Below are 20,357 nucleotides of genomic sequence, written 5' to 3' on the forward strand. Positions count from 1 at the left end.
CGCTGGCCGCGCTTTGCCGGGGGTTCCAATAATCGGTCACCAGGCCCGCACAAAGACGGGCCGCTCTTTTGGAGCCTGACAATGATTGCATTCACGGTTAACGGCGAACGACGCGAGCTGGATGAGGCGTCCCCCTCCATGCCCTTGTTATGGGTGTTGCGTGACCAGTTGAAACTCACCGGCACCAAATTCGGCTGCGGCATGGGCCTGTGCGGTGCCTGCACCGTGCACCTGAACGGCGTGGCGGTGCGTTCCTGCCAGTTGCCGCTGGCCGCCGTCGCGGGCCACAGCATCACCACCATCGAGGGCTTGTCCCCTGATGAAAGCCACCCGTTGCAACTGGCCTGGGTCGCCGAAGATGTGCCGCAATGCGGCTACTGTCAATCCGGGCAGATCATGTCCGCCGCCGCGCTGCTCAACACCGGCGCGCCGGTCAACGACGACTCGATCCGCAACGCCATGTCCGGGAATATCTGCCGCTGCGGCACTTACGGGCGGATCAACAAGGCGATCAAACGTGCGGCGAATGCGCCGAAGGAGGCGTGATGAGCCTCGTCGAAAATGCCGGTTTCGAACTGTCGCGTCGGGTATTTCTAAAGCAGACGGTGGCGGTGGCGTCCGGACTGGCGATTGCCTTATATCTGCCTGCCGGTGTGGCGGCGACCGGATCGAAAACCACTGGCGGTGAATTCGAACCCAACGCCTGGGTGCGCGTGCTGCCCGACGGCACGGTGAAACTGGTGGTGCACAAGCACGACTCCGGCACCGGCACCCAGACTGCGCTGGCCGCCTGTGTGGCCGAAGAGCTGGATGTGAACCCGATGACGGTGCAGGTCATCACCCCGGAAGATCCCTTCTTCGAAACCTATATTCATCCGGTCTGGAAAGTGTTTTCCACGGGTGGCAGCACCAGTGTGTCGCTGGAATACGATCGCTTGCGCATGGCCGGTGCCACGGCGCGGGCGCTGCTGATCAGTGCGGCGGCGCAGCAGTGGAAAGTCAGCCCCGACAGTTGCTCCACCGAAGCAGGCCGGGTCGTGCATGCCTCGAGCCAACGCAGCCTCGGCTACGGCGAACTGGCCGGCGCGGCGGCGCAACTGCCGGTACCTGCCAATGTCACGCTGAAAGACCCGGCGCAGTTCAAATACATCGGCAAATTGCGTCACAAACGCGATGCGGCGGCCAAGGTCTGCGGGCGCTTCAAATACAGCATCGACGTGCAGTTACCGGGGATGCTGGTGGCGGTGATTCAACGTGCGCCGGTAGTGGGCGCCAAGGTTGTCGCGGTGGATTCGGCAGCCGCGTTGCAGGTGCCGGGTGTACGCAAGGTGATTGCGATTCCAGGGCGCCCCGACGTGCTCGGCGGCAACCTCGAAGGCGTCGCGGTACTGGCCGAAACCTTCTGGGCCGCGCAACAGGGGCGCAAGCTTCTGGAGATCAGATGGAGCGACTCCCCGCTGGCCGGTTTCGACAGCGCCGAGTTGCCCAAGGCACAGATTGCCGCGATCAGTGATCCGGCAACCCAAACCGTCAAAGCCATGGCCCAGGGCGATGTCGTCGGGCAATGGCCGGGTGCGGCAAAGCTGCTCGAAGCCGACTACACCATGCCTTATAAGGTGCAAAACCCGCTGGAACCGATCTGCATCACCGCGCAGGTCAAAGACAAGGCGATCACCTATTGGGGCGGTGTGCAAGTACCATCGTCGGCGCTGGAAGCGGCGCAGACCGTGTGCGGCATCGGCAAGGACAAGGTCACGATCCATGAGCTGGTGTCCGGCGGCAGTTTCGGTGCGCGGGAAGCCAAATATTGGCTGTTCGAAGTGGCGTATCTGGCGCAACAGACCGGTGTACCGGTGAAACTGCTCAACAGCCGCGAAGATGAAATGCACGCGCTGTTCAATCACCCGGCGACCTTGCACCGGGTAAAAGGCGCACTGGATGCCCAGGGCAAACTCACCGCGCTGCAATTGCATGCGGTATCGCCGGCCTCGCCGGAACAGTGGGAGCCGGGCTATTTCGAGCGCCCGGATCATATGGATTACAGCACCACCGAAGCCATCACCGCGTGGGACTTCGCCTACCGTCCACCGCACCTGGAGCTGAACTGGGTCAAGCACGAAAGCCACGTGCCCGGCGGCTGGTATCGCTCGGTGAGCTTCATTCCCAACGTGTTCGCCGTGGAAAGCTTCATGGATGAACTGGCCCATGCCGCCGGTGAAGATCCGCTGGCGTTCCGGCTGGCCAACATGCAGGAGCGACCACGGCATGTCGCGGTGCTGAAACAGGCAGCCGAACGCGCCGGTTGGGGGCAGAAACTGCCACCGGACACGGCGCTGGGGATCGCCACCAATCAGGGCTACACCAGTTTCATTGCCGTGGTGGCGCGGGTTGCGAAAGTCGACGGCAAGGCGCGGGTCGAGAAGCTGACCTGTGTGGTCGACTGCGGCCTGGCAGTTTCGCCCGGCGGGGTCGAGGAGCAGATTTACGGCGGACTGATGTGGGGCCTCGGTCATGCGCTGTTCGACCGTCTCGACATCCAGCAGGGCAGGGTGGTGCAGAGCAACTTCCACGACTATCGCGTCACACGCATGTCCGACATGCCGCCGGTGGACATCCTCGTGCTCGATGGCCAACCGGACAAACCGGGTGGCGTCGGAGAGCTGGGCAGCCCGTCGGTGGTTCCGGCGATTGCCAATGCGCTGTTCAGCCTGACCGGGGTGCGTCAGCGCTCCACGCCATTGAGCCTGGGGTAAGCCGCCATGGATCTGCGTTTGCTGCGGTATTTCATGGCCCTGGCCGATGAACTGCATTTCGGTCGCGCCGCCGAACGCCTGCATATTTGCCAGCCGCCGCTGAGCCAGCAGATCCGCCTGCTGGAGGAGGAACTCGGCACGCCGCTGTTCGAGCGCAGCCACCATCGGGTCGAGCTGACTGCGGCGGGGCAGATGCTCAAGGAACAGGCGCCGCTGGTGTTCGAGCAACTCGAACGGACGCTGGACCTGACCCGCCAGACCGGGCGCGGGCAACTGGGCGAGCTGGAAATCGGCATGATCAGTTCGGTGATGGTCGGCGTGCTGCCCACGGCGCTGCACCTGTTTCGCGAGCGCTACCCGCAAGTGACCTGGCGTTTGCATGAGATGACCCCGGCAGCCCAGGTCAAGGCGCTGAAAGAGAAACGCATCGACGCCTGTGTGTTTCGGGTCGGCTATGACGATCCGCAGTTGCGCAATGAGCTGCTGCTCCACGAGCCGATCCATGCGGTGATGCCAGCGGACCATCCGCTGGCCCGGCGCGAAGTGCTGGCGCCGGCAGATCTGGCGCAGGAACCGTTCGTTGCGCTGGAACTGAAGCAGTCGCGCTTCGCCAATTTTCTCTATCAGTGCTGCATTCAGGCCGGGTTCACGCCGCAGATCCGCCAGCAGGTGATCGAGGTGCAGACGTTGCTCAGTCTGGTGCGCGCCGGGTTCGGCGTGGCCTTGCTGCCGGCCTCCATCGAACAACTGGCCCCGGCCGGGCTGGTGTTCCGGCGCCTGACCCCGGCGCTGCCGCAAGTGCCGTTGTACGCAACGTATCGGGCCGACGATACCTCGCCGGTGCTCAAGCTGTTTCTCGATACGCTGCGCGAGCTGGTCGATAACACAGCGCGATAGGCGCGGGTGAAATGGTCCGGCACGATCACAATCGCCAGCGGTCGTAATCTTCACATGCGTTCACTTGTGGAGAGCCAATGAGCCGGGACGTCCTGACCACCGAAACCAATCGCCGTCAGTTGCAGCAGATCATTGCCGGTCTGTCCGACGGGGTGATTCTGCTGGAACTCGATCAGACCATTCTTTGGGCCAACGAAGCCGCGCTGGCGATGCATGGCGTCAGCCGCATCGGCGAGTTGGGCAACAATGCCGCGGAGTATGCCGAGCGTTTCAACCTGCGTTATCGCAATAACCACACACTGACGCCGGAGCAGTACCCGATCAGCCGGGTGGCAGCGGGAGAAGCCTTCAGCGACGTGCTGGTGGAAGTCACTTCGCGCAGCGACGAAGAACGCACCTGGGTGCACAGCGTGCGCAGCATGGTGCTGACCGATCGTGACGGCGAGACCGAATCGCTGGTGCTGATCATGAGCGACGTCACCGACTGGGCCAACGCCGAGCAGCGTTTTGAAAAGACCTTCAATGCCAATCCGGCGCCGGCGGTGATCTGCCGCCTCAGTGACCTGCGTTACATCAAGGTCAACCCGGGGTTCCTGGAGATGACCGGCTACACCCGCGATCAGGTGATCGGCGCCTCGACCTATGAGCTGGACGTTCTCGAACAGGCCGAGCGCAAGGAACTGGCCATTCAGCGCCTGCGCGATGTCGCGACCATTCCGCAAATGCAGGCTGAGTTGCGTCTGCCGGACGGCGGCAGCAAGCAGGTGATCGTCGCCGGCCAGCCGTTGGTGCTCAACGACGAAGACTGCATGCTGTTTTCGTTCGTCGACATGGAGTTGCGGCACAAGGCCGAAGTTGCGCTGCGCCAGAGTGAGGAACGATTTGCCAAGGCCTTTCGCCTGACGCCGGTGCCGATCCTGATCTGTAGCGCCGACGAGCAGCGGCTGATCGACGTCAATCAGGCCTTTCTCGATACTCTGGCTTACGAGAGCGACGACGTGCTCGGCAAGACCGTCGCACAACTGGACTTCATCGATGAACCGGCGGAACGCGCCCGGTTGCTGGCGGCGCTGGAGAAGACCGGCCGGGTCGATCGCGTCGATATACGGATCCGCAAGAAAGACGCCGAGCTGCTGGAGTGCGCGGTATCCGCCGACACCGTCAACATCCAGGACACGGTGTGCTACCTGCTGGTGCTGATGGACATTACCGAGCGCAAGCGCACCGAGCTCGAACTGGTGGCGGCGATTGAAGAGGTGATGAAGGATGCGTCGTGGTTCAGCCGGACGCTGATCGAAAAACTGGCCAATGTGAAGAAGGTCAATTCGCCGCAACTGCCAAGTGTGTCGTTTACCGATCTGACGGCTCGTGAGCGCGATGTGCTGGGACTGATCTGTGAGGGGCTGGCGGACAAGGAGATTGCGGCTCGGTTGAAACTGGCGCCGAACACCGTACGCAATCATGTGGCGACGGTGTATTCCAAACTCGACGTGCACAGTCGCAGTGAGGCGATCGTCTGGGCCCGTGAGCGCGGACTGTTCTCGGGCGGTGGCAAAGGGCAACGGTAAGGTGCAAATGCACTAGTTCATGGGGTGCAAATTAGGGTGTCTGGCGAGGCAGGCTGTTCTTAGGCTGGGGACATGCGATGCGTTATTTCGTAATCGTGTCCCTTCGTCGTTGCTAATGGATCAGCCCCATGAATGTATTGCTTGCCATTGAACCCTGCTTGTCGCGTTGCCTTTCGGAGCGTGCACGGTGATGTATCTGGCGCAGTTGCGGGCGCAGCTTGAGCGCAGTTTTTCGCCGTTGGCCTGTGAGTGCGTAGTGGATGGGGATCATTCACTGACGGTGAAGTTGTATCACCGGGTTTCCGGAGAGGTTGATCTGGTCATCAGCGGGTTGAACCTCGATGCCTTGCGTACGCCGGAAGCGGTGGAGGCCTTGATTGATGAATTGCGGTATGAGCTTGAGAGTAATTCCTTGCGCTCGCCCGGGTGAACCTGGCGGCCTCTGGGCCGACCATGCTGTTTTGGGTTTGGGTGAATATCCGTTGCTTCGGGTGCTGCCGCTGGCGGTTTCGCCCTGACGGCGAGTCACTTTGGCAAACGCCCCAAAGTAACCAAAGGTCTGGGCCCCGGCGTTCGGCACCTCGCTGTGGCTCGGTGTTCCTTCGTTCCGGGATTCATCCGGGGGCATCGCCTCCGGTTTGCTTCGCTGCACCTCCTCTCGATGTGTTTGGCTTCGCCAAACGGCGCTACGCGCCCACCCCCGGATAAATCCCTCCACTCAGCCTTCCGACGGGGCCGGCACGTCAAAAGCGGTACTCGAGCTAACGCTCATCGTGTTGAGTGGTGAAGAGCGTGAAGCCGACTTGTGTGCTCTTCAAAACCTGAGTTCAACTCGGTGTTTCAGGTCGATGTAATTCAAATAGTCACTACGATCAGCTCCCTCTCCCTCCGGGAGAGGGCTGGGGTGAGGGCTGTTTCTTGAGGTTGTTCAAGAATCTGTCGGAACACACGGTCCGTTTGTTCACCACACCCCAAAATCGACAGCCATTTCCCCCCAATCCCACCATTCCACTGGCACTCACCCCCCACTGGTCTATAAGGAATGAGTGGTTCGGTTTCCATAACCGGGCATTTTCACGCTCGGCGACGGGAGTTTGTCTTCCATTCATCGCGGGTCATCCTATGAACAATCCTGGGAAACGCGTGTGTTTTTCATTGTTGTCGGCTTTCGGTCTGGTGTTGCTGAGCGGCTGTGCCAGTCCTCCACCCCCTCCGCCGGCAGCGCCGCCTCCGCCACCGGAGCGCACCTGTCAGGTGATGGAAAACACCGAGGTTGCCGGTGACATGTATGGCGACGGGCAAGTGACCCGACACATCACCAAGACCCGTTGCGTCACTCAATAGCCCTGGCGCCATCGAAGGCGCGGGTCGAGCGGATTGTGCTGGTGGCCGATCTGGTCGGCACCGCCGTGTTTGCCGTTGAAGGTGCCATTGCAGCGATGCACGCTCGACTCGATCTGCTCGGGGTGATGGTGATTGCGTTCATCGTTGCACTGGGCGGCGGGGTGACCCGTGATCTGTTGATCGGCGCTACGCCGCCCAAGGCTGTGGCCGACTGGCGTTATCCCGCGCTGGCGTTCGCCATGGGCGGGGTGGCGTTTGTTTTTCATGAGCGGGTGCTGGGCTGGTCCGGTTCGACCTTGATCGTGCTGGATGCGGCGGGGTTGGCGCTGTTTGCCGTGGCCGGGGCACAGAAGGCGTTGAATTTCGGGATTTCGCCGTTTGTGGCCATGTTGATGGGCACGATTACCGGTGTCGGTGGCGGGGTGCTGCGTGACATCGTGCTGGCACGGGTGCCGCTGGTGTTACAGGCGGATTTGTATGCCAGTTCGGCATTTGTCGGCGCGGCGGTGTTGATCGTCGGGCGCAGGCTGGGCGTTTCTCCGGTGGCGGCTGCGTTGCTGGCCGGGGCGTCGTGTTTGTTGCTGCGGTTGTTGTCGGTGCATTTCGGCTGGCAGTTGCCGAAAGTCCTCGATGCCTGATTGAAACACTGACCCTGTGGGAGCGAGCTTGCTCGCGATAGCGGTGGTTCAGCCCATGCAGATGTTGACTGTACTGACGCAATCGCGAGCAGGCTCGCTCCTACAGGTTTGAATCAGGACAGGAAACCACCGTCCACATTCAACGACACGCCGGTGGTGTAGCTCGACGCATCGCTGGCCAGGTACAGCACGGCGCCGGCCATTTCGCTCGGGTCGGCCACGCGCTTGAGCGGGATCTGGGTCAGCGCCTGTTTCAGGATCGCGTCGTTCTTCACCAGCGCCGAGGCGAATTTGGTGTCGGTCAGGCCCGGCAGCAGGGCGTTGCAGCGGATGCCGAACTGCGCGCATTCCTTGGCGAAGACCTTGGTCATGTTGATCACCGCAGCCTTGGTCACCGAGTAGATGCCCTGGAAGATCCCCGGCGAAATGCCGTTGATCGAGGCCACGTTGATGATGCTGCCGCCACCGTTTTCGCGCATCAGCTTGCCGGCTTCCACCGACATGAAGAAGTAGCCGCGGATGTTCACGTCGACGGTTTTCTGGAAGGCGCCGAGGTCGGTGTCCAGCACGTTGCAGAACTGCGGGTTGGTCGCGGCGTTGTTGACCAGGATGTCCAGGCGTCCGAACTGTTCCTTGATCCCGGCGAAGACCTGGCTGATCTGTTCCATTTCACCGATGTGGCAGGCGATGGCGGTGGCCTTGCCGCCGGCGGCGATGATCGCGTCGGCCACGTGCTGGCAGCCTTCGAGCTTGCGGCTCGACACGATCACATGGGCACCTTGCTGGGCCAGCAGTTTGGCGATGGCTTCACCGATGCCGCGGCTGGCACCGGAGACGAAAGCGATCTTGCCGTCGAGGTCGAACAACTGAGTCTTGGACATAAGGGTTCCTTGGTGTGGGCCGTCAGAGGCTCGATTTCGCGATGACCTGCAGACTCATCTGCTCCAGCAGTTTGTTCATGTGAATGAACTGCGCGAAGCGTTTGTCCTGAGTCTGGCCATGGAAGAAGCGGTAGTAGATCTGCTGCACGATGCCGGCCAGGCGGAACAGGCCGTAGGTGTAGTAGAAGTCGAAATTGTCGATCCGGATGCCCGAGCGCTCGGCGTAGTAGTCGACGAATTCGCGGCGGGTCAGCATGCCCGGCGCATGGCTCGGCTGGCGGCGCATCAGTTGCACCGGTGCCGGGTCGTCGGCCTGGATCCAGTAGGCGAGGGTGTTGCCCAGGTCCATCAATGGATCGCCGAGGGTGGTCAGTTCCCAGTCGAGCACGCCGATGATCTGCATCGGGTTTTCCGGGTCGAGGATGACGTTATCGAAGCGGTAATCGTTGTGCACGATGCTGGAGGTCGGATGGTCGGCCGGCATCTTGTCGTTGAGCCAGGCCTTGACCTTCTCCCAGTGCGGTGCGTCCGGGGTCAGGGCTTTTTCGTAGCGTTCGCTCCAGCCCTTGATCTGCCGGGCGACATAACCTTCCGGCTTGCCCAGATCGCCGAGGCCGCAGGCGTTGTAATCGACCCGGTGCAGCTCGACGAAACGGTCGATGAAACTCTTGCACAAGGCTTCGGTTTTTGCCGGATCCAGGCCCAGTTCCGGCGGCAGGTCCGAGCGCAGGATGATGCCCTTGACCCGTTCCATTACGTAGAACTCGGCGCCGATCACTGATTCGTCAGTGCAGTGCACATAGGCTTTCGGGCAGTACGGGAAGCCGTCGCGCAACTGGTTGAGGATACGGAATTCGCGGCCCATGTCGTGGGCGGACTTGGCCTTGTGGCCGAACGGCGGACGGCGCAGGACGAATTCCTGGTCCGGGTATTCCAGCAGGTAGGTCAGGTTCGACGCGCCGCCAGGGAACTGGCTGATCTGCGGCGTACCGCTCAGACCCGGAATGTGGGCCTTGAGATACGGATCGATCAGGCTGGCATCGAGTTCTTCGCCAGAGCGGATACGGGTGGACTGGTCAGTAAGCGCCATGCTTATCCCTTCTGCTTATTTTGGAGGCCAGACATCATTGGCTAATCTAATGGCGCGCTCGGGTCGTCACAAGCGCGGTTCGGTCTTATAGGTTAGCGTGTTGGACGATAATCACCTTTGGGAATGTGCACGGCGGGCCACAGGCGACCAAGGTTCAGCACGTATGCCTTGTTCAGAAAGGAGCGTCGGAATGGGCTGCCGGCAGGTCTGTGCCAGTGCCAGCGACAGCCTGGCCTTGAACTCAGCCCCGTACCTGATCCGGCACAGGGTAGAGTGGGGTAACAAGCGGTTGAGCAAACTGCTCGGCGAGCTGATTTGCGCCGACGCCGAGTCGCGGCGGCTGTGGACGTTGCTCGGGGTGCTTTAGTGCACGCGCTGGTTGTTCTGTCTGGGCGGTAACGTCAGCGGTGTGAGTACCGGCTCCCCGGCAAAGAAGGCCACCAGGTTTTTCCCCACCAGCTCTACGGTGCCCTGGGTGGCTTCCGGTGACAGCCCGGCAACGTGCGGGGTGAGAATCACATTGCTCAGGGTTTTCAGTGCATCGGGCACTTGGGGTTCATGATCGAATACATCCAGTGCGGCGCCGGCGATCCGCCGTTGTTCGAGGGCGGTGATCAGATCCGCGGTGTTGATCACACTGGCACGGGCAATGTTGACGATAAATCCCTTGGGCCCCAGGGCATCGAGTACCGCACGGGTCACCAGATGCTGGCTGCCGATGCCGCCGGGCGTCGCGACCACCAGAAAATCCGACGCTCGCGCCAGCTCGGTCGGGGTCGAGCAGAATGCGTAGGGTACGTCGTTGCGGACCTGGCGGTTGTGATAGTGGATTTCCATGTCGAAACCCAGGTTCGCCCTTTTGGCGATGGCCATGCCCACTGCGCCGAGGCCGAGAATGCCCATGCGTTTGCCCGCCAGGGACGGGCGCATGATCTTCGGCCATTCTCCACGGCGCACCGCCGCATCGCAGCGTGGAATGTCGCGCACCAGTGCCAGCAGCAGCGCCATGGCATGGTCGGCCACCGACGACGCGTTGACCCCGGCGCCGTTGGTCACGGTGATACCCCGGTTGCTGGCGGCTTGCAGGTCCACCTGCTCGTAACCGGCACCGATCACACAGATGATTTTCAGCACAGGTAGCGCGGCGATTTCTTCAGCGTACAGACCCAGCGGGCCACGGGTCAGTACCGCGTCGATGCGGGTACCGTGGGTGGCTATGGCCTGGGCACGTTCAGCGGGAGTCGGCGCGAGGATCAGGTGAAAGCCCTGTCGTTCGAGTATGGGCAGGTAGTCATTGATGGTTTCAACCAGTACCAGAACGGTGGCGGGCATTGCTCGGCTCCTGTGATCGGTCGGCGTGTCGGGCGCGAAAGTCGTGTCAGAGTGCTGATTCCAGAGCGGTTTGGCAATGGCCGACATTGCCCCGCACCAGCCAGTGTAGGAGCTGATACGGGGCGTGTGCGGGCGCTTCGTCAGAACGCAGTCCCGATGCCGAGTACAGATGCATCAACTGGCGTACTGGGCGATGCCGTTGCCGAACGACCAGTTTTCTTTCTTCACCTCGACCAGATTGATGAACACATCCTCCAGCCGGATCGACAGCTGTGTGTTCAGGTTCTGGGCGATGGTCTGATACAGCGCCTTTTTCTGCTCCAGCGTCCGGCCTTCATTGAGGGTGATCTGGATGATCACCAATTGGTCGCTGCGCTGGATTCCCAAGTACTGCGTATCGAAGACCAAATGCTCGCCATCGTGCTCGGCCAGAATCTGGAAATTGTCGTGTTCCGGCACATTGATCGTGTTGCGCATGGCGGCGTAGATCTGCTCGCCGACGCGCCTGGCGAAGGTCGGATCGGGGCGTTTCTTGAGTTCGATGCGAACGAGGGGCATGAGCGGGCTCCGTGGGGCAGGGGGACTGGAAAGGGCTGTCAGTCGGTTCGCCATTGGGTATAGCCGAAAAATGCCATTGGGTGAGGCTGTTTAAAGTTGTTCGGTGATGTAGGTGTCGTCCTGCGAATGTTACGGATGCTGCCTACAAATACTGTTGGACTCATCCGCTATCCGGCGGAATGAAAAATGCGAAATCATGCAGGCAAGACGGGATGTGCTCTTCAGGATGGGCAGCAACCTGAATGGGATTGCCATTAGCCAGGGAAGGCCGATGTTTCATAACGATCGTGAAAGCCTGGAACTCGACAGGTTGGAACATGAGTCACGCAAGCTCGTGGCCGAATGTAAAAAACTTATGGCGGAAGAAAAGAAATTGAAGAGGGAGACCAAACTCTATCCAGTTGCGGTAATGGGAGGCGTGTTAACCGCAATCACCGCTGTAGCGGGGTTGTTTTTCAAGTTTTAGAGGATCGTCTCTCACGACAGTCGGGCCCCTGAACCAACAAGGAAAATCGATATGAGCACTTTTGACCGCAAGGCCCGAATGGAACAGATCGAGCGAGAGCTCAACAAGTATGCCGAAGCGACGCGGGCCGAAGACAAGGACGAGATGTATGAAATGTGGTTGTTGCTGGGTTTTGGTCTGTACTGCATTTCACTTGGTGTGATTCTGGGGCGTTCGTTCTGATTGAAGCTGCCTTCGCGCACTCGCTGCATGTGACGTACCGGATAACGACATTTCACATATTCAATTCCGACAGTGATTTCGCCAAAAGCGACATCACATCCATCTGCTCCGCACAACCATTCCTCAGCTAAGTCTTTGCTTCTGCTCATTTATCGCGGAGAATCGCGCCCCTGTTTCGGCGGAGCATGTCTGTCGGTTTTTTCCGACGCGTCCTGACCGAGTGGCAAGTGACCGGAATGCGGAGATCCGACCGGATGAATGATCAGGCCAATAGCGTCGAACAACGCTTTGAAACGGCAGCACCAGCCCAATTGTCGAGCTGGAACCGCCATGACACTACCTGGATGTTGGGACTGTTCGGGACGGCGATCGGCGCCGGCACCCTGTTTTTGCCGATCAACGCAGGTCTGGGTGGCTTCTGGCCGCTGGTGATCCTCGCGCTGCTGGCATTCCCGATGACTTTCTTTGCACATCGCGGCCTGACCCGCTTCGTGCTTTCCGGTCGCGAAGGCGCCGACATCACTGACGTGGTGGAACAGCATTTCGGCATCAAGGCCGGCGCGCTGATCACTCTGCTTTATTTCTTCGCGATCTTCCCGATCCTGCTGATCTACAGCGTCGGCCTGACCAACACCGTCGCCAGTTTCCTCGAACATCAATTGCACATCACGCCGCCACCGCGCGCGTTGCTGTCGTTCGCGCTGATTCTCGGCCTGCTGGCCGTGGTGCGCTGCGGCGAGCAAGTGATTGTCAAGGCCATGAGTCTGATGGTGTATCCGTTCATCGTCGCGCTGCTGTTCCTCGCGGTGTACCTGATTCCGCACTGGAACGGCGGCATCCTCAGTACCGCTTCCCAGGTGCCGGCGCCGTCGGCGCTGTTGCACACGCTGTGGCTGGCAATCCCGGTGATGGTGTTCTCGTTCAACCACTCGCCGATCATCTCGGCATTCGCGGTAGACCAGAAGCGCCGTTACGGTGTTCATGCCGATGAGCGCAGCTCGCAGATCCTGTCCCGCGCCCACCTGCTGATGGTGGTGATGGTGCTGTTCTTCGTCTTCAGTTGCGTGCTGACCCTGTCGCCGGAACAACTGGCGGAAGCCAAGGCGCAGAATCTGTCGATCCTGTCATACCTGGCCAATCACTTCAGCAACCCGACCATCGCGTTCGCGGCACCGCTGATTGCGTTCGTGGCGATTTCCAAGTCGTTCCTGGGCCACTACATCGGTGCCAGCGAAGGCCTCAAAGGCTTGATCGTGAAGAGTGGCAAGCGCCCGGGCGCCAAGGCCCTGGATCGCATTGTCGCGGCGTTCATGCTGGTGGTCTGCTGGATCGTGGCGACCCTGAACCCGAGCATTCTGGGCATGATCGAAACCATCGGTGGCCCGGTCATCGCGGCGATTCTGTTCCTGATGCCGATGTATGCGATCCGCAAGGTGCCGGCCATGGCCCGTTATCGCGGTCAGGCGTCGAACGTGTTTGTCGTTGCCGTAGGCCTGGTGGCCATTTCGGCGTTGATCTACTCGCTGGCCGCCTGATTCCAGACCGGCAGCAGCAGACGGGGGCGAGCAATTCGCCCCCGTTTTTGCAGGACCCTCTCAGTGCCTGATCCAGGGCACGCATCCGCAGATTTAAACGGCTACGCTTGAAAGGCACTTTTCCCCGGAGATGCCTCATGCCCCGTGCCCGACCCCAACTGATCAGCGCCAAACTGGAAAAACTCCATCCCACCCAGCTGACGGTCGGCCTTGCCGAAGTCGCCGACAAGCGTCAGGAATGGAAAAAGCTCAAACGCAAGGAGCGGGCGGCGGCGCTGGACAATCACTGGTTTCCCAGTGTGCTCGGGCCTGAAGGGGTCTACTACATCGTCGATCACCACCACTTCGGTCTTGCGCTGATCGAGGAAGAGGTGAAGAAGGCGTCCTTGCTGGTGCTCAAGGATTTGTCCTTTGTCGACCCGGTGACGTTCTGGAGCGTGATGAACTTCAATCAGTGGGCGCATCCTTACGACGGGCGCGGTGTCCGGCGCACCTTTGAAGCCATTCCCAGGTCCATCGCCGATCTGCAGGACGATCCTTATCGCAGCCTCGCCGGACGCCTGCGCCGGGCCGGTGGTTATGCCAAGGACGCCACGCCCTACAGCGAGTTTCTCTGGGCGGATTTCTTTCGCAGTCGCATCGCCAGTGATCAGATCAACGACCTCAGTCCCAAATTGCAGACTAAAGCCATGAATCTGGCTCGCAGTCAGGAGGCTCGGTATCTGCCAGGGTGGGTGGGTCCGATTGTCAACTGAACCTCTGAGTGCCGCCTCCCGACCCGAAGTGCAAAGACACAGCCAGGACCTGCTGGCCGGGTTGTCGATTGCCGGTCTGTTGTTGCCCGAAGCCGTGGCGTATTCGAGCATTGCCGCGCTGCCACCGCAGGCCGGCGTGATTGCGTTGTTCGCCGGGCTGCTGTGTTACGCATTGATCGGCACCAGCCGCTTTGCCGTGGTCTCGGCCACGTCTTCATCGGCAGCGGTGCTGGCGGCGGCGACGGCTTCGCTGGCCGGCGGCGATCCGGCATTGCGCCTGAGCCTGGCGGTCGGTCTGGTAATGATGACCGGGGTGCTGTTTCTGCTGGCAGGGCTGTTCAAGCTCGGTAGCGTCACTTCATTTATTGCCAAACCGGTATTGCGCGGCTTCGCCTTGGGGCTGGCAGTGACGATCATCCTCAAGCAGGTGGCAAGCGTCGTCGATGTTCACCTCACGGACAGCAACCTGGTCCGTTTCCTGCCGCAGTTGTTCGGGCAATGGTCGCACTGGAACCTGGCGGGTGCCGCAGTGGCGGTGACGGCGTTGCTGATACTGATGGTCTGTGCCCGCTTTCGCCGCGTACCAGGTGGATTGATTGTTGTCGCCTTGGGGATTGCCGCCAGCCAATGGATGGATCTGCCGGCCCACGGGGTGAAGTTGATCGGGATGATCGATCTGGCGCTGGAAACGCCCAGCCTGCCGGACATGCCGTTTGCCGACTGGCTGCGCCTCGGGGAACTGGCGTTCGCCATGGTGATGATTCTGTATGCCGAGTCGTACGGGTCAATCAGCTCGTTTGCCCTGAAACATGGCGACCGGGTTTCATCGAACCGTGATCTGCTTGCTCTGGGTGCGTCCAATCTGTTGTCGGGGCTGTTTCATGGCATGCCGGCCGGAGCGGGGTACTCGGCAACCTCCGCCAATGAAGCGGCGGGCGCCACCTCACGTCTGGCGGGAATTGTCGCGGCGCTGGTGGTGCTACTGATCGTGGTGACGGTACTGCCTTATATTGCTCTGACACCGGAACCGGTGCTGGCCGCCATCGTGATTCACGCTCTGGGTCGGGCGTTGAGCCTGCAACCGCTGGGGCGCTACTTCATCTGGCGACGCGACCGTTTATTGGTGATCTGCGCGGTGGCGGCGGTTCTGGTGCTGGGCGTACTCGACGGTTTGCTGCTGGCAGTGGCAATAAGTGTGGTGCTGATGCTCAAGCAGATGTCCTCGGCGGATATCCAGGTGCTGGGTCAGATGGGCGGCGGTCACGACTATGTCGACGTGCAGCGCCATCCGGAGGCACAGGAAATCCCCGGCGTGTTGATCGTGCGACCAAGCGAGGCGCTGTTCTTTGCCAATGTGGAGCGGATTCTCGGCGGTGCGCTGCGGCTGGCTCGCCATGCGCCGGCGGCGGTGCACACGATCATCCTGAGTCTGGAAGAATCGCCGGATCTGGACGGCACCAGCATCGAGGCGCTGGAAGCGTTTTTCCTGCAGGTGCGGGCCGAAGACAAGCTGTTGATTCTGGCGCGTCTCAAGCATCAGGCGCAGACAGTGCTGATGCAATTGCCCGAGCAGGAGCGTGAGCAGGTAGTGCTGAGTGATTTGAGTGTGGACGGGGCGGTTCGGCAGGCACTCAAACTGAATGCATGAGTTTGCGCAGGCAAAAAAAAACGCCGCTCATCTCACGATGGGCGGCGTTTTTTCATTGCGTTGCAGCGTCAGGCTTGAACGACAGGGATCTTGGCGTTCGCGGCCGCTTCACGGAACTCGGCAATCTGGTCGAAGGACAGGTAGCGGTAAACATCGGCCGCCATGCTGTCGATCTTGCCAGCGTATTCCATGTACTCCTCGACGGTCGGCAGGCGACCCAGGATCGAAGCCACGGACGCCAGCTCGGCCGAAGCCAGGTAGACGTTCGCGCCGTCACCCAGACGGTTCGGGAAGTTACGGGTCGACGTCGACACCACGGTGCTGTTCGGCTCGACGCGTGCCTGGTTACCCATGCACAGCGAGCAGCCTGGCATTTCCATGCGGGCGCCGGCCTTGCCGTAGATGCCGTAGTAGCCTTCTTCGGTCAGCTGGTGAGCGTCCATCTTGGTCGGCGGCGACAGCCACAGACGGGTTGGCAGCTGACCCTTGACCTGATCCAGCAGTTTGCCGGCAGCGCGGAAGTGACCGATGTTGGTCATGCACGAACCGATGAACACTTCGTTGATCTTCTCGCCAGCCACGCTGGAGAGCAGACGGGCGTCATCCGGATCGTTCGGCGCGCAGAGCACAGGCTCTTTGATGTCGGCCAGATCGATCTCGATCACTTCGGCGTATTCGGCGTCCTTGTCGGCTTCCATCAGCTCAGGGTTGGCCAGCCAGGCTTCCATCGCCTGGGCACGACGTTCCATGGTGCGGGCATCGCCGTAGCCTTCGCCGATCATCCAGCGCAGCAGGGTGATGTTCGACTGCAGGTATTCGGCGATGGCCTTTTCCGGCAGCTTGATGGTGCAACCGGCGGCGGAACGTTCGGCGGAGGCGTCGGACAGTTCGAATGCCTGCTCGACGGTCAGCTCGTCCAGACCTTCGATTTCCAGGATGCGGCCGGAGAAGGTGTTCTTCTTGCCTTTCTTCTCGACGGTCAGCAGACCTTTCTGGATCGCGTAGTAAGGGATGGCATGAACCAGGTCACGCAGGGTGATGCCAGGTTGCAGTTTGCCCTTGAAGCGGACCAGGATCGATTCCGGCATGTCCAGCGGCATGACGCCGGTGGCGGCGGCAAACGCGACCAGACCGGAACCGGCCGGGAACGAGATGCCCATCGGGAAACGGGTGTGCGAGTCGCCACCGGTACCCACGGTGTCCGGCAGCAGCATGCGGTTCAGCCACGAGTGGATGATGCCGTCGCCCGGACGCAGGGAAACGCCGCCCCGGGTCATGATGAAGTCAGGCAGGGTGTGGTGGGTGGTCACGTCGATCGGCTTCGGATAAGCCGCGGTGTGGCAGAAGGACTGCATCACCAGATCGGCGGAGAAGCCCAGGCACGCCAGGTCTTTCAGTTCGTCACGGGTCATCGGACCGGTGGTGTCCTGAGAGCCGACGGTGGTCATCTTCGGTTCGCAGTAGGTGCCAGGACGCACGCCTTTGCCTTTTGGCAGGCCGCAGGCCTTGCCGACCATCTTCTGTGCCAGGGTGTAGCCCTTGCCGGTGTCGACAGGCGCTTCAGGCAGCTTGAACAGATCGGTCGGGCCCAGGCCCAGCTCGGCACGCGCCTTCTCGGTCAGGCCGCGGCCGACGATCAGCGGGATACGGCCACCGGCGCGGACTTCGTCCAGCAGCACCGGAGTCTTCAGTTCGAAGGTGGTGATAACGTCGTCGGTGCCGTGCTTGCAGACTTTGCCGGCGTGCGGGTAAACGTCGATGACGTCGCCCATGTTCAGGTTCGAGACGTCGAACTCGATCGGCAGTGCGCCGGCGTCTTCCATGGTGTTGTAGAAGATCGGGGCGATTTTCGAGCCGAAGCAGAAACCGCCGGCGCGCTTGTTCGGAACGTAAGGAATGTCGTCGCCGAAGAACCACAGCACCGAGTTGGTGGCGGATTTACGCGAAGAACCGGTGCCGACCACGTCGCCCACATAGGCGACCGGGAAGCCCTTGGCCTTGACTTCTTCGATCTGCTTGAGCGGGCCGATGGCGCCTTGTTGCTCAGGCACGATGCCGTCACGGGCCATTTTCAGCATGGCCAGGGCGTGCAGCGGGATGTCAGGACGCGACCAGGCGTCCGGGGCAGGGGACAGGTCGTCGGTGTTGGTTTCGCCAGGCACCTTGAAAACGGTCAGGCTGTACTTGTCGGCGATGGCAGGCTTGTTGGTGAACCACTCGCCGGCGGCCCAGGACTCCAGCACGGCCTTGGCGTGGACATTGCCCGCCTTGGCTTTTTCGGCCACGTCGTGGAAGGCATCGAACATCAGCAGGGTGTGCTTGAGCTGTTCGGCTGCGACGGCGGCCAGTTCGGCGTTGTCCAGCAGTTCAACCAGGGTGGCGATGTTGTAGCCGCCCTGCATGGTGCCGAGCAGTTCGACGGCGCGCTTCTTGTCGATCAGCGGGGAGGTGGCTTCGCCCTTGGCGATGGCGGACAGGAAACCGGCCTTGACGTAAGCGGCTTCGTCCACTCCCGGCGGTACGCGATTGGTGATCAGGTCAACGAGGAAAGCTTCTTCGCCAGCCGGAGGATTCTTCAGCAGCTCGACCAGGCCTGCAGTTTGTTCGGCGTTAAGCGGCTGGGGAACGATACCCAGTGCTGCGCGCTCTTCGATATGTTTGCGGTAGGCTTCAAGCACAGTTATTACCCTCATCAGTGGTCCCAAATGGGTGTCCGGGACGCTCATCCCGAAATTGCCGTACTCATGCTCCTCACGACGTTGTGGGTCGTTCGGCCAGAATTACCGGCAATTCCTTACAGAAGCTGCTTTCAAAGTTTTACGCCTGCAGAACGGGGAGCTGATGAGGGTTGGCGAAGGGGTTTTCCCCGCTGGAAAAAACCTCCGCCAACACCGCTCTGAAGGAACGACTGTGCTCGTGACGCTTTGAAAACAGCTTCTAACGGACATTGGCGCCTAAAAAGGCTGGCTGATTCTACGGCAAAAAAAATTTAAAGGTAAGTCGGGCTCTATTGGACTTTGGTGGCGTTGTGCGCTGGCGGGCCAAACCCCGATCCAGCGCTTGCCCCTGAGGTTTGAGGGGTGATGAATGCCGGACAAAGGGCTAACATGCCGACCTGTTCCGCGTTTCAAGTGCTCTGCTCCTATATGCCCAATCAGACCATCAAGACCCCCTGCGTCGGCCTCTGCTCCACTGTTTACGGTGATCTGGTGTGCCGTGGCTGCAAGCGTTTCCACCACGAAGTGATCCATTGGAATGGTTACAACGAGGAGGAAAAGCGTGCGGTGTGGCTGCGTCTCGAACAATTGCTGTCACAAGTGATGGCCAGCAAGGTCGAAGTCTTCGATCCGGCGCGGCTGCGCCAGCAGCTTGAGCAGAGAAAGATTCGCTTCGTGCCGCACCAGTCGGAATATTGCTGGGCCTATCAGCTGATCGCCCGGGGCGCGCGGGTGATCATTAATCTGGAAGCCTACGGGATGGTACTGCTGCCGGAGTTTCGCGACTGGAACCTGCCGGAGTTGCGCGACGCCATTGATCGGGAATTTTTCCTGCTGTCGGAAGCCCACTATCAGCGCTACATCGCACCGGGTTTCCTCAAAGACGCCCTCGGCGACTGAAGATCAAAAGCTTCGCGAGCAAGTCGAATCGTCGCACCGTCGCTCCCACATTGGATTAATGTCGTTCACAAAACCACTGTGGGAGCGAGCTTGCTCGCGAAGGGGCCGGTTCAGGCACCGAAGGCCTTAATGCTTCACCGCCAACTCCACCAAATGGTCTTCAACCTCCTGCGGCTTGAGCACCAGCACATCGCTTTCCAGCGCATCCAGCACCACTTCGGCGGTATTGCCGATCAACGCCCCTGACAACCCGGTGCGCGCCACGGTGCCGATCACGGTCACTGCTGCCTGCAGCTTGTGCGCCATGAACGGAATCAGCACATCCGCCGGACCTTCCTCGACATGCAGATGTTCGTCATCCACATCGAACTCGGCCTGGAACGCCCGGCACTGCTCGCGATAACGCGCCTCGATGGTTTCCTTGAGCTGGAAGGTCGGGTCCGCCGCCGACAGCATCGGTGATGGATGGGCGGTAATCACGTGCAGATGCCCCTTGGCCAGGCTGGCGATGTCATAACCGTGATCGATGATGGTGGTGTGCAGGTGACGATGTTCGCCGTCGGCGTTGCCTACATCGACTGCCGCCAGAATCACCTTGTCCTTCCAGGAACCGGCGGTTTTCACCAGCAGCACCGGGGTCGGGCAATGGCGCAGCAGTTTCCAGTCCGCCGGGGTCAGCAGGGCCTTTTTCAGCGAACTGTCGGGGAAGTGCTGTTTGATCACCAGCCCGCAACCTTCGGCCTGCTGCACGTCGATGATGGTTTCGTGCAGGCTCTCGTTCCACGCCTGTTCGGTGGTGACGCTGTAGCCGTCCGCCAGCAGCGCGGCCTTGAGCACGCTGAGCATGCCCGCGTGATCGTGCTTCTTGTCGCAGACCAGCAGGTGCAGATGGGCCTGAGTCACCCCGGCGATCAGCTTGGCGCGCTTGAGCGCCAGACTTTCCGCGTGTTCGGGTTCGATGACCACCAGAATGCTGCGAATGGCTTGCATGAGTGAGTCTCCAGCAATGAAAAGGCACGGCGTTGCACAACTATAGTTGTTGCTCATCCGTCT

19 protein-coding genes and 1 pseudogene are annotated in these 20,357 nt (G+C 60.8%); 14 read left to right on the plus strand and 6 right to left on the minus strand.

Annotated features, from left to right (window positions below):
- The first annotated feature begins 81 nt into the window (after nucleotides 1-81).
- From BBF94_RS19405 to BBF94_RS19430, 7 genes are all read left to right on the plus strand, one after another.
- Nucleotides 82-546 carry a (2Fe-2S)-binding protein gene (locus BBF94_RS19405; RefSeq protein ID WP_065260591.1) on the plus strand — a complete coding sequence of 155 codons (465 nt, stop codon included), beginning with the start codon at nucleotides 82-84 and terminating at the stop codon, nucleotides 544-546.
- On the plus strand, nucleotides 546-2,753 hold the full coding sequence (locus BBF94_RS19410; RefSeq protein ID WP_065260592.1) for a xanthine dehydrogenase family protein molybdopterin-binding subunit: 2,208 nt from the start codon (nucleotides 546-548) through the stop codon (nucleotides 2,751-2,753). The genes BBF94_RS19405 and BBF94_RS19410 overlap by 1 nt, the downstream gene beginning before the upstream one ends.
- A gap of 6 nt (nucleotides 2,754-2,759) precedes the next feature.
- Complete coding sequence (locus tag BBF94_RS19415) at nucleotides 2,760-3,650, plus strand: LysR family transcriptional regulator (RefSeq protein WP_065260593.1); 891 nt, start codon at nucleotides 2,760-2,762, stop codon at nucleotides 3,648-3,650.
- Nucleotides 3,651-3,727: 77 nt separating this feature from the next.
- Entirely contained in the window at nucleotides 3,728-5,218 is a 1,491-nt protein-coding gene (locus tag BBF94_RS19420) for a helix-turn-helix transcriptional regulator (RefSeq protein WP_065260594.1), read from the plus strand.
- Between the two features lie 187 nt (nucleotides 5,219-5,405).
- Nucleotides 5,406-5,648: a DUF1652 domain-containing protein gene (locus tag BBF94_RS19425; protein ID WP_065260595.1), complete on the plus strand. Its 243-nt coding sequence runs from the start codon at nucleotides 5,406-5,408 to the stop codon at nucleotides 5,646-5,648.
- A 692-nt stretch (nucleotides 5,649-6,340) separates the two neighbouring features.
- The gene (locus BBF94_RS27715) at nucleotides 6,341-6,562 is read left to right on the plus strand and encodes a hypothetical protein (RefSeq protein ID WP_141676605.1); all 222 of its coding nucleotides are present in this window, start codon (nucleotides 6,341-6,343) and stop codon (nucleotides 6,560-6,562) included.
- Entirely contained in the window at nucleotides 6,547-7,200 is a 654-nt protein-coding gene (locus tag BBF94_RS19430; RefSeq protein WP_225875075.1) for a trimeric intracellular cation channel family protein, read from the plus strand. Before BBF94_RS27715 ends, BBF94_RS19430 begins: the two co-directional genes overlap by 16 nt.
- Before the next feature lie 113 nt (nucleotides 7,201-7,313).
- On the opposite strand, the gene BBF94_RS19435 is transcribed toward BBF94_RS19430, so the two are convergent.
- Both BBF94_RS19435 and BBF94_RS19440 read right to left on the minus strand, forming a co-directional pair.
- Entirely contained in the window at nucleotides 7,314-8,081 is a 768-nt protein-coding gene (locus BBF94_RS19435) for an SDR family oxidoreductase (protein ID WP_064380507.1), read from the minus strand.
- 22 nt (nucleotides 8,082-8,103) lie between these two features.
- On the minus strand, nucleotides 8,104-9,171 hold the full coding sequence (locus BBF94_RS19440; RefSeq protein WP_065260597.1) for a phosphotransferase family protein: 1,068 nt from the start codon (nucleotides 9,169-9,171) through the stop codon (nucleotides 8,104-8,106).
- 247 nt (nucleotides 9,172-9,418) lie between these two features.
- Between BBF94_RS19440 and BBF94_RS27720 the strand changes: the two are divergent.
- A pseudogene (locus tag BBF94_RS27720) lies at nucleotides 9,419-9,538 on the plus strand (type VI secretion system protein TssA); the annotation flags it as partial.
- Here BBF94_RS27720 and BBF94_RS19445 read toward each other — a convergent pair.
- Entirely contained in the window at nucleotides 9,535-10,503 is a 969-nt protein-coding gene (locus BBF94_RS19445) for a 2-hydroxyacid dehydrogenase (protein ID WP_065260598.1), read from the minus strand. The pseudogene BBF94_RS27720 and the gene BBF94_RS19445 overlap by 4 nt on opposite strands.
- A 174-nt stretch (nucleotides 10,504-10,677) precedes the next feature.
- Entirely contained in the window at nucleotides 10,678-11,061 is a 384-nt protein-coding gene (locus tag BBF94_RS19450) for a tautomerase family protein (RefSeq protein WP_065260599.1), read from the minus strand.
- A 226-nt stretch (nucleotides 11,062-11,287) separates the two neighbouring features.
- On the opposite strand from BBF94_RS19450, the gene BBF94_RS19455 reads away from it, so the two are divergent.
- From BBF94_RS19455 to BBF94_RS19470, 5 genes are all read left to right on the plus strand, one after another.
- Nucleotides 11,288-11,527, plus strand: coding sequence for a hypothetical protein (locus BBF94_RS19455; RefSeq protein WP_404820961.1), 240 nt, complete (start codon nucleotides 11,288-11,290; stop codon nucleotides 11,525-11,527).
- A gap of 51 nt (nucleotides 11,528-11,578) precedes the next feature.
- The gene (locus BBF94_RS28030; protein ID WP_176704477.1) at nucleotides 11,579-11,749 is read left to right on the plus strand and encodes a hypothetical protein; all 171 of its coding nucleotides are present in this window, start codon (nucleotides 11,579-11,581) and stop codon (nucleotides 11,747-11,749) included.
- A 254-nt stretch (nucleotides 11,750-12,003) separates the two neighbouring features.
- Nucleotides 12,004-13,284, plus strand: a complete 1,281-nt coding sequence (locus tag BBF94_RS19460) for an HAAAP family serine/threonine permease (RefSeq protein WP_065260600.1) — start codon at nucleotides 12,004-12,006, stop codon at nucleotides 13,282-13,284.
- A 137-nt stretch (nucleotides 13,285-13,421) separates the two neighbouring features.
- On the plus strand, nucleotides 13,422-14,039 hold the full coding sequence (locus tag BBF94_RS19465; RefSeq protein WP_065260601.1) for a ParB-like protein: 618 nt from the start codon (nucleotides 13,422-13,424) through the stop codon (nucleotides 14,037-14,039).
- Nucleotides 14,029-15,687, plus strand: coding sequence for a SulP family inorganic anion transporter (locus BBF94_RS19470; protein WP_065260602.1), 1,659 nt, complete (start codon nucleotides 14,029-14,031; stop codon nucleotides 15,685-15,687). Before BBF94_RS19465 ends, BBF94_RS19470 begins: the two co-directional genes overlap by 11 nt.
- 68 nt (nucleotides 15,688-15,755) lie before the next feature.
- On the opposite strand, the gene acnB is transcribed toward BBF94_RS19470, so the two are convergent.
- Nucleotides 15,756-18,365 (minus strand): bifunctional aconitate hydratase 2/2-methylisocitrate dehydratase, encoded by a 2,610-nt coding sequence (gene acnB, locus BBF94_RS19475; RefSeq protein WP_065260603.1) that lies wholly within the window; start codon nucleotides 18,363-18,365, stop codon nucleotides 15,756-15,758.
- A gap of 468 nt (nucleotides 18,366-18,833) precedes the next feature.
- On the opposite strand from acnB, the gene BBF94_RS19480 reads away from it, so the two are divergent.
- Nucleotides 18,834-19,304, plus strand: a complete 471-nt coding sequence (locus BBF94_RS19480; RefSeq protein WP_065260613.1) for a DUF1289 domain-containing protein — start codon at nucleotides 18,834-18,836, stop codon at nucleotides 19,302-19,304.
- Nucleotides 19,305-19,430: 126 nt separating this feature from the next.
- Here BBF94_RS19480 and BBF94_RS19485 read toward each other — a convergent pair whose 3' ends face one another.
- Nucleotides 19,431-20,294, minus strand: a complete 864-nt coding sequence (locus tag BBF94_RS19485) for a universal stress protein (RefSeq protein WP_065260604.1) — start codon at nucleotides 20,292-20,294, stop codon at nucleotides 19,431-19,433.
- Nucleotides 20,295-20,357 lie beyond the last annotated feature (63 nt).

It is taken from the genome of Pseudomonas bananamidigenes, from assembly GCF_001679645.1.
Taxonomy (GTDB): domain Bacteria; phylum Pseudomonadota; class Gammaproteobacteria; order Pseudomonadales; family Pseudomonadaceae; genus Aquipseudomonas; species Aquipseudomonas bananamidigenes.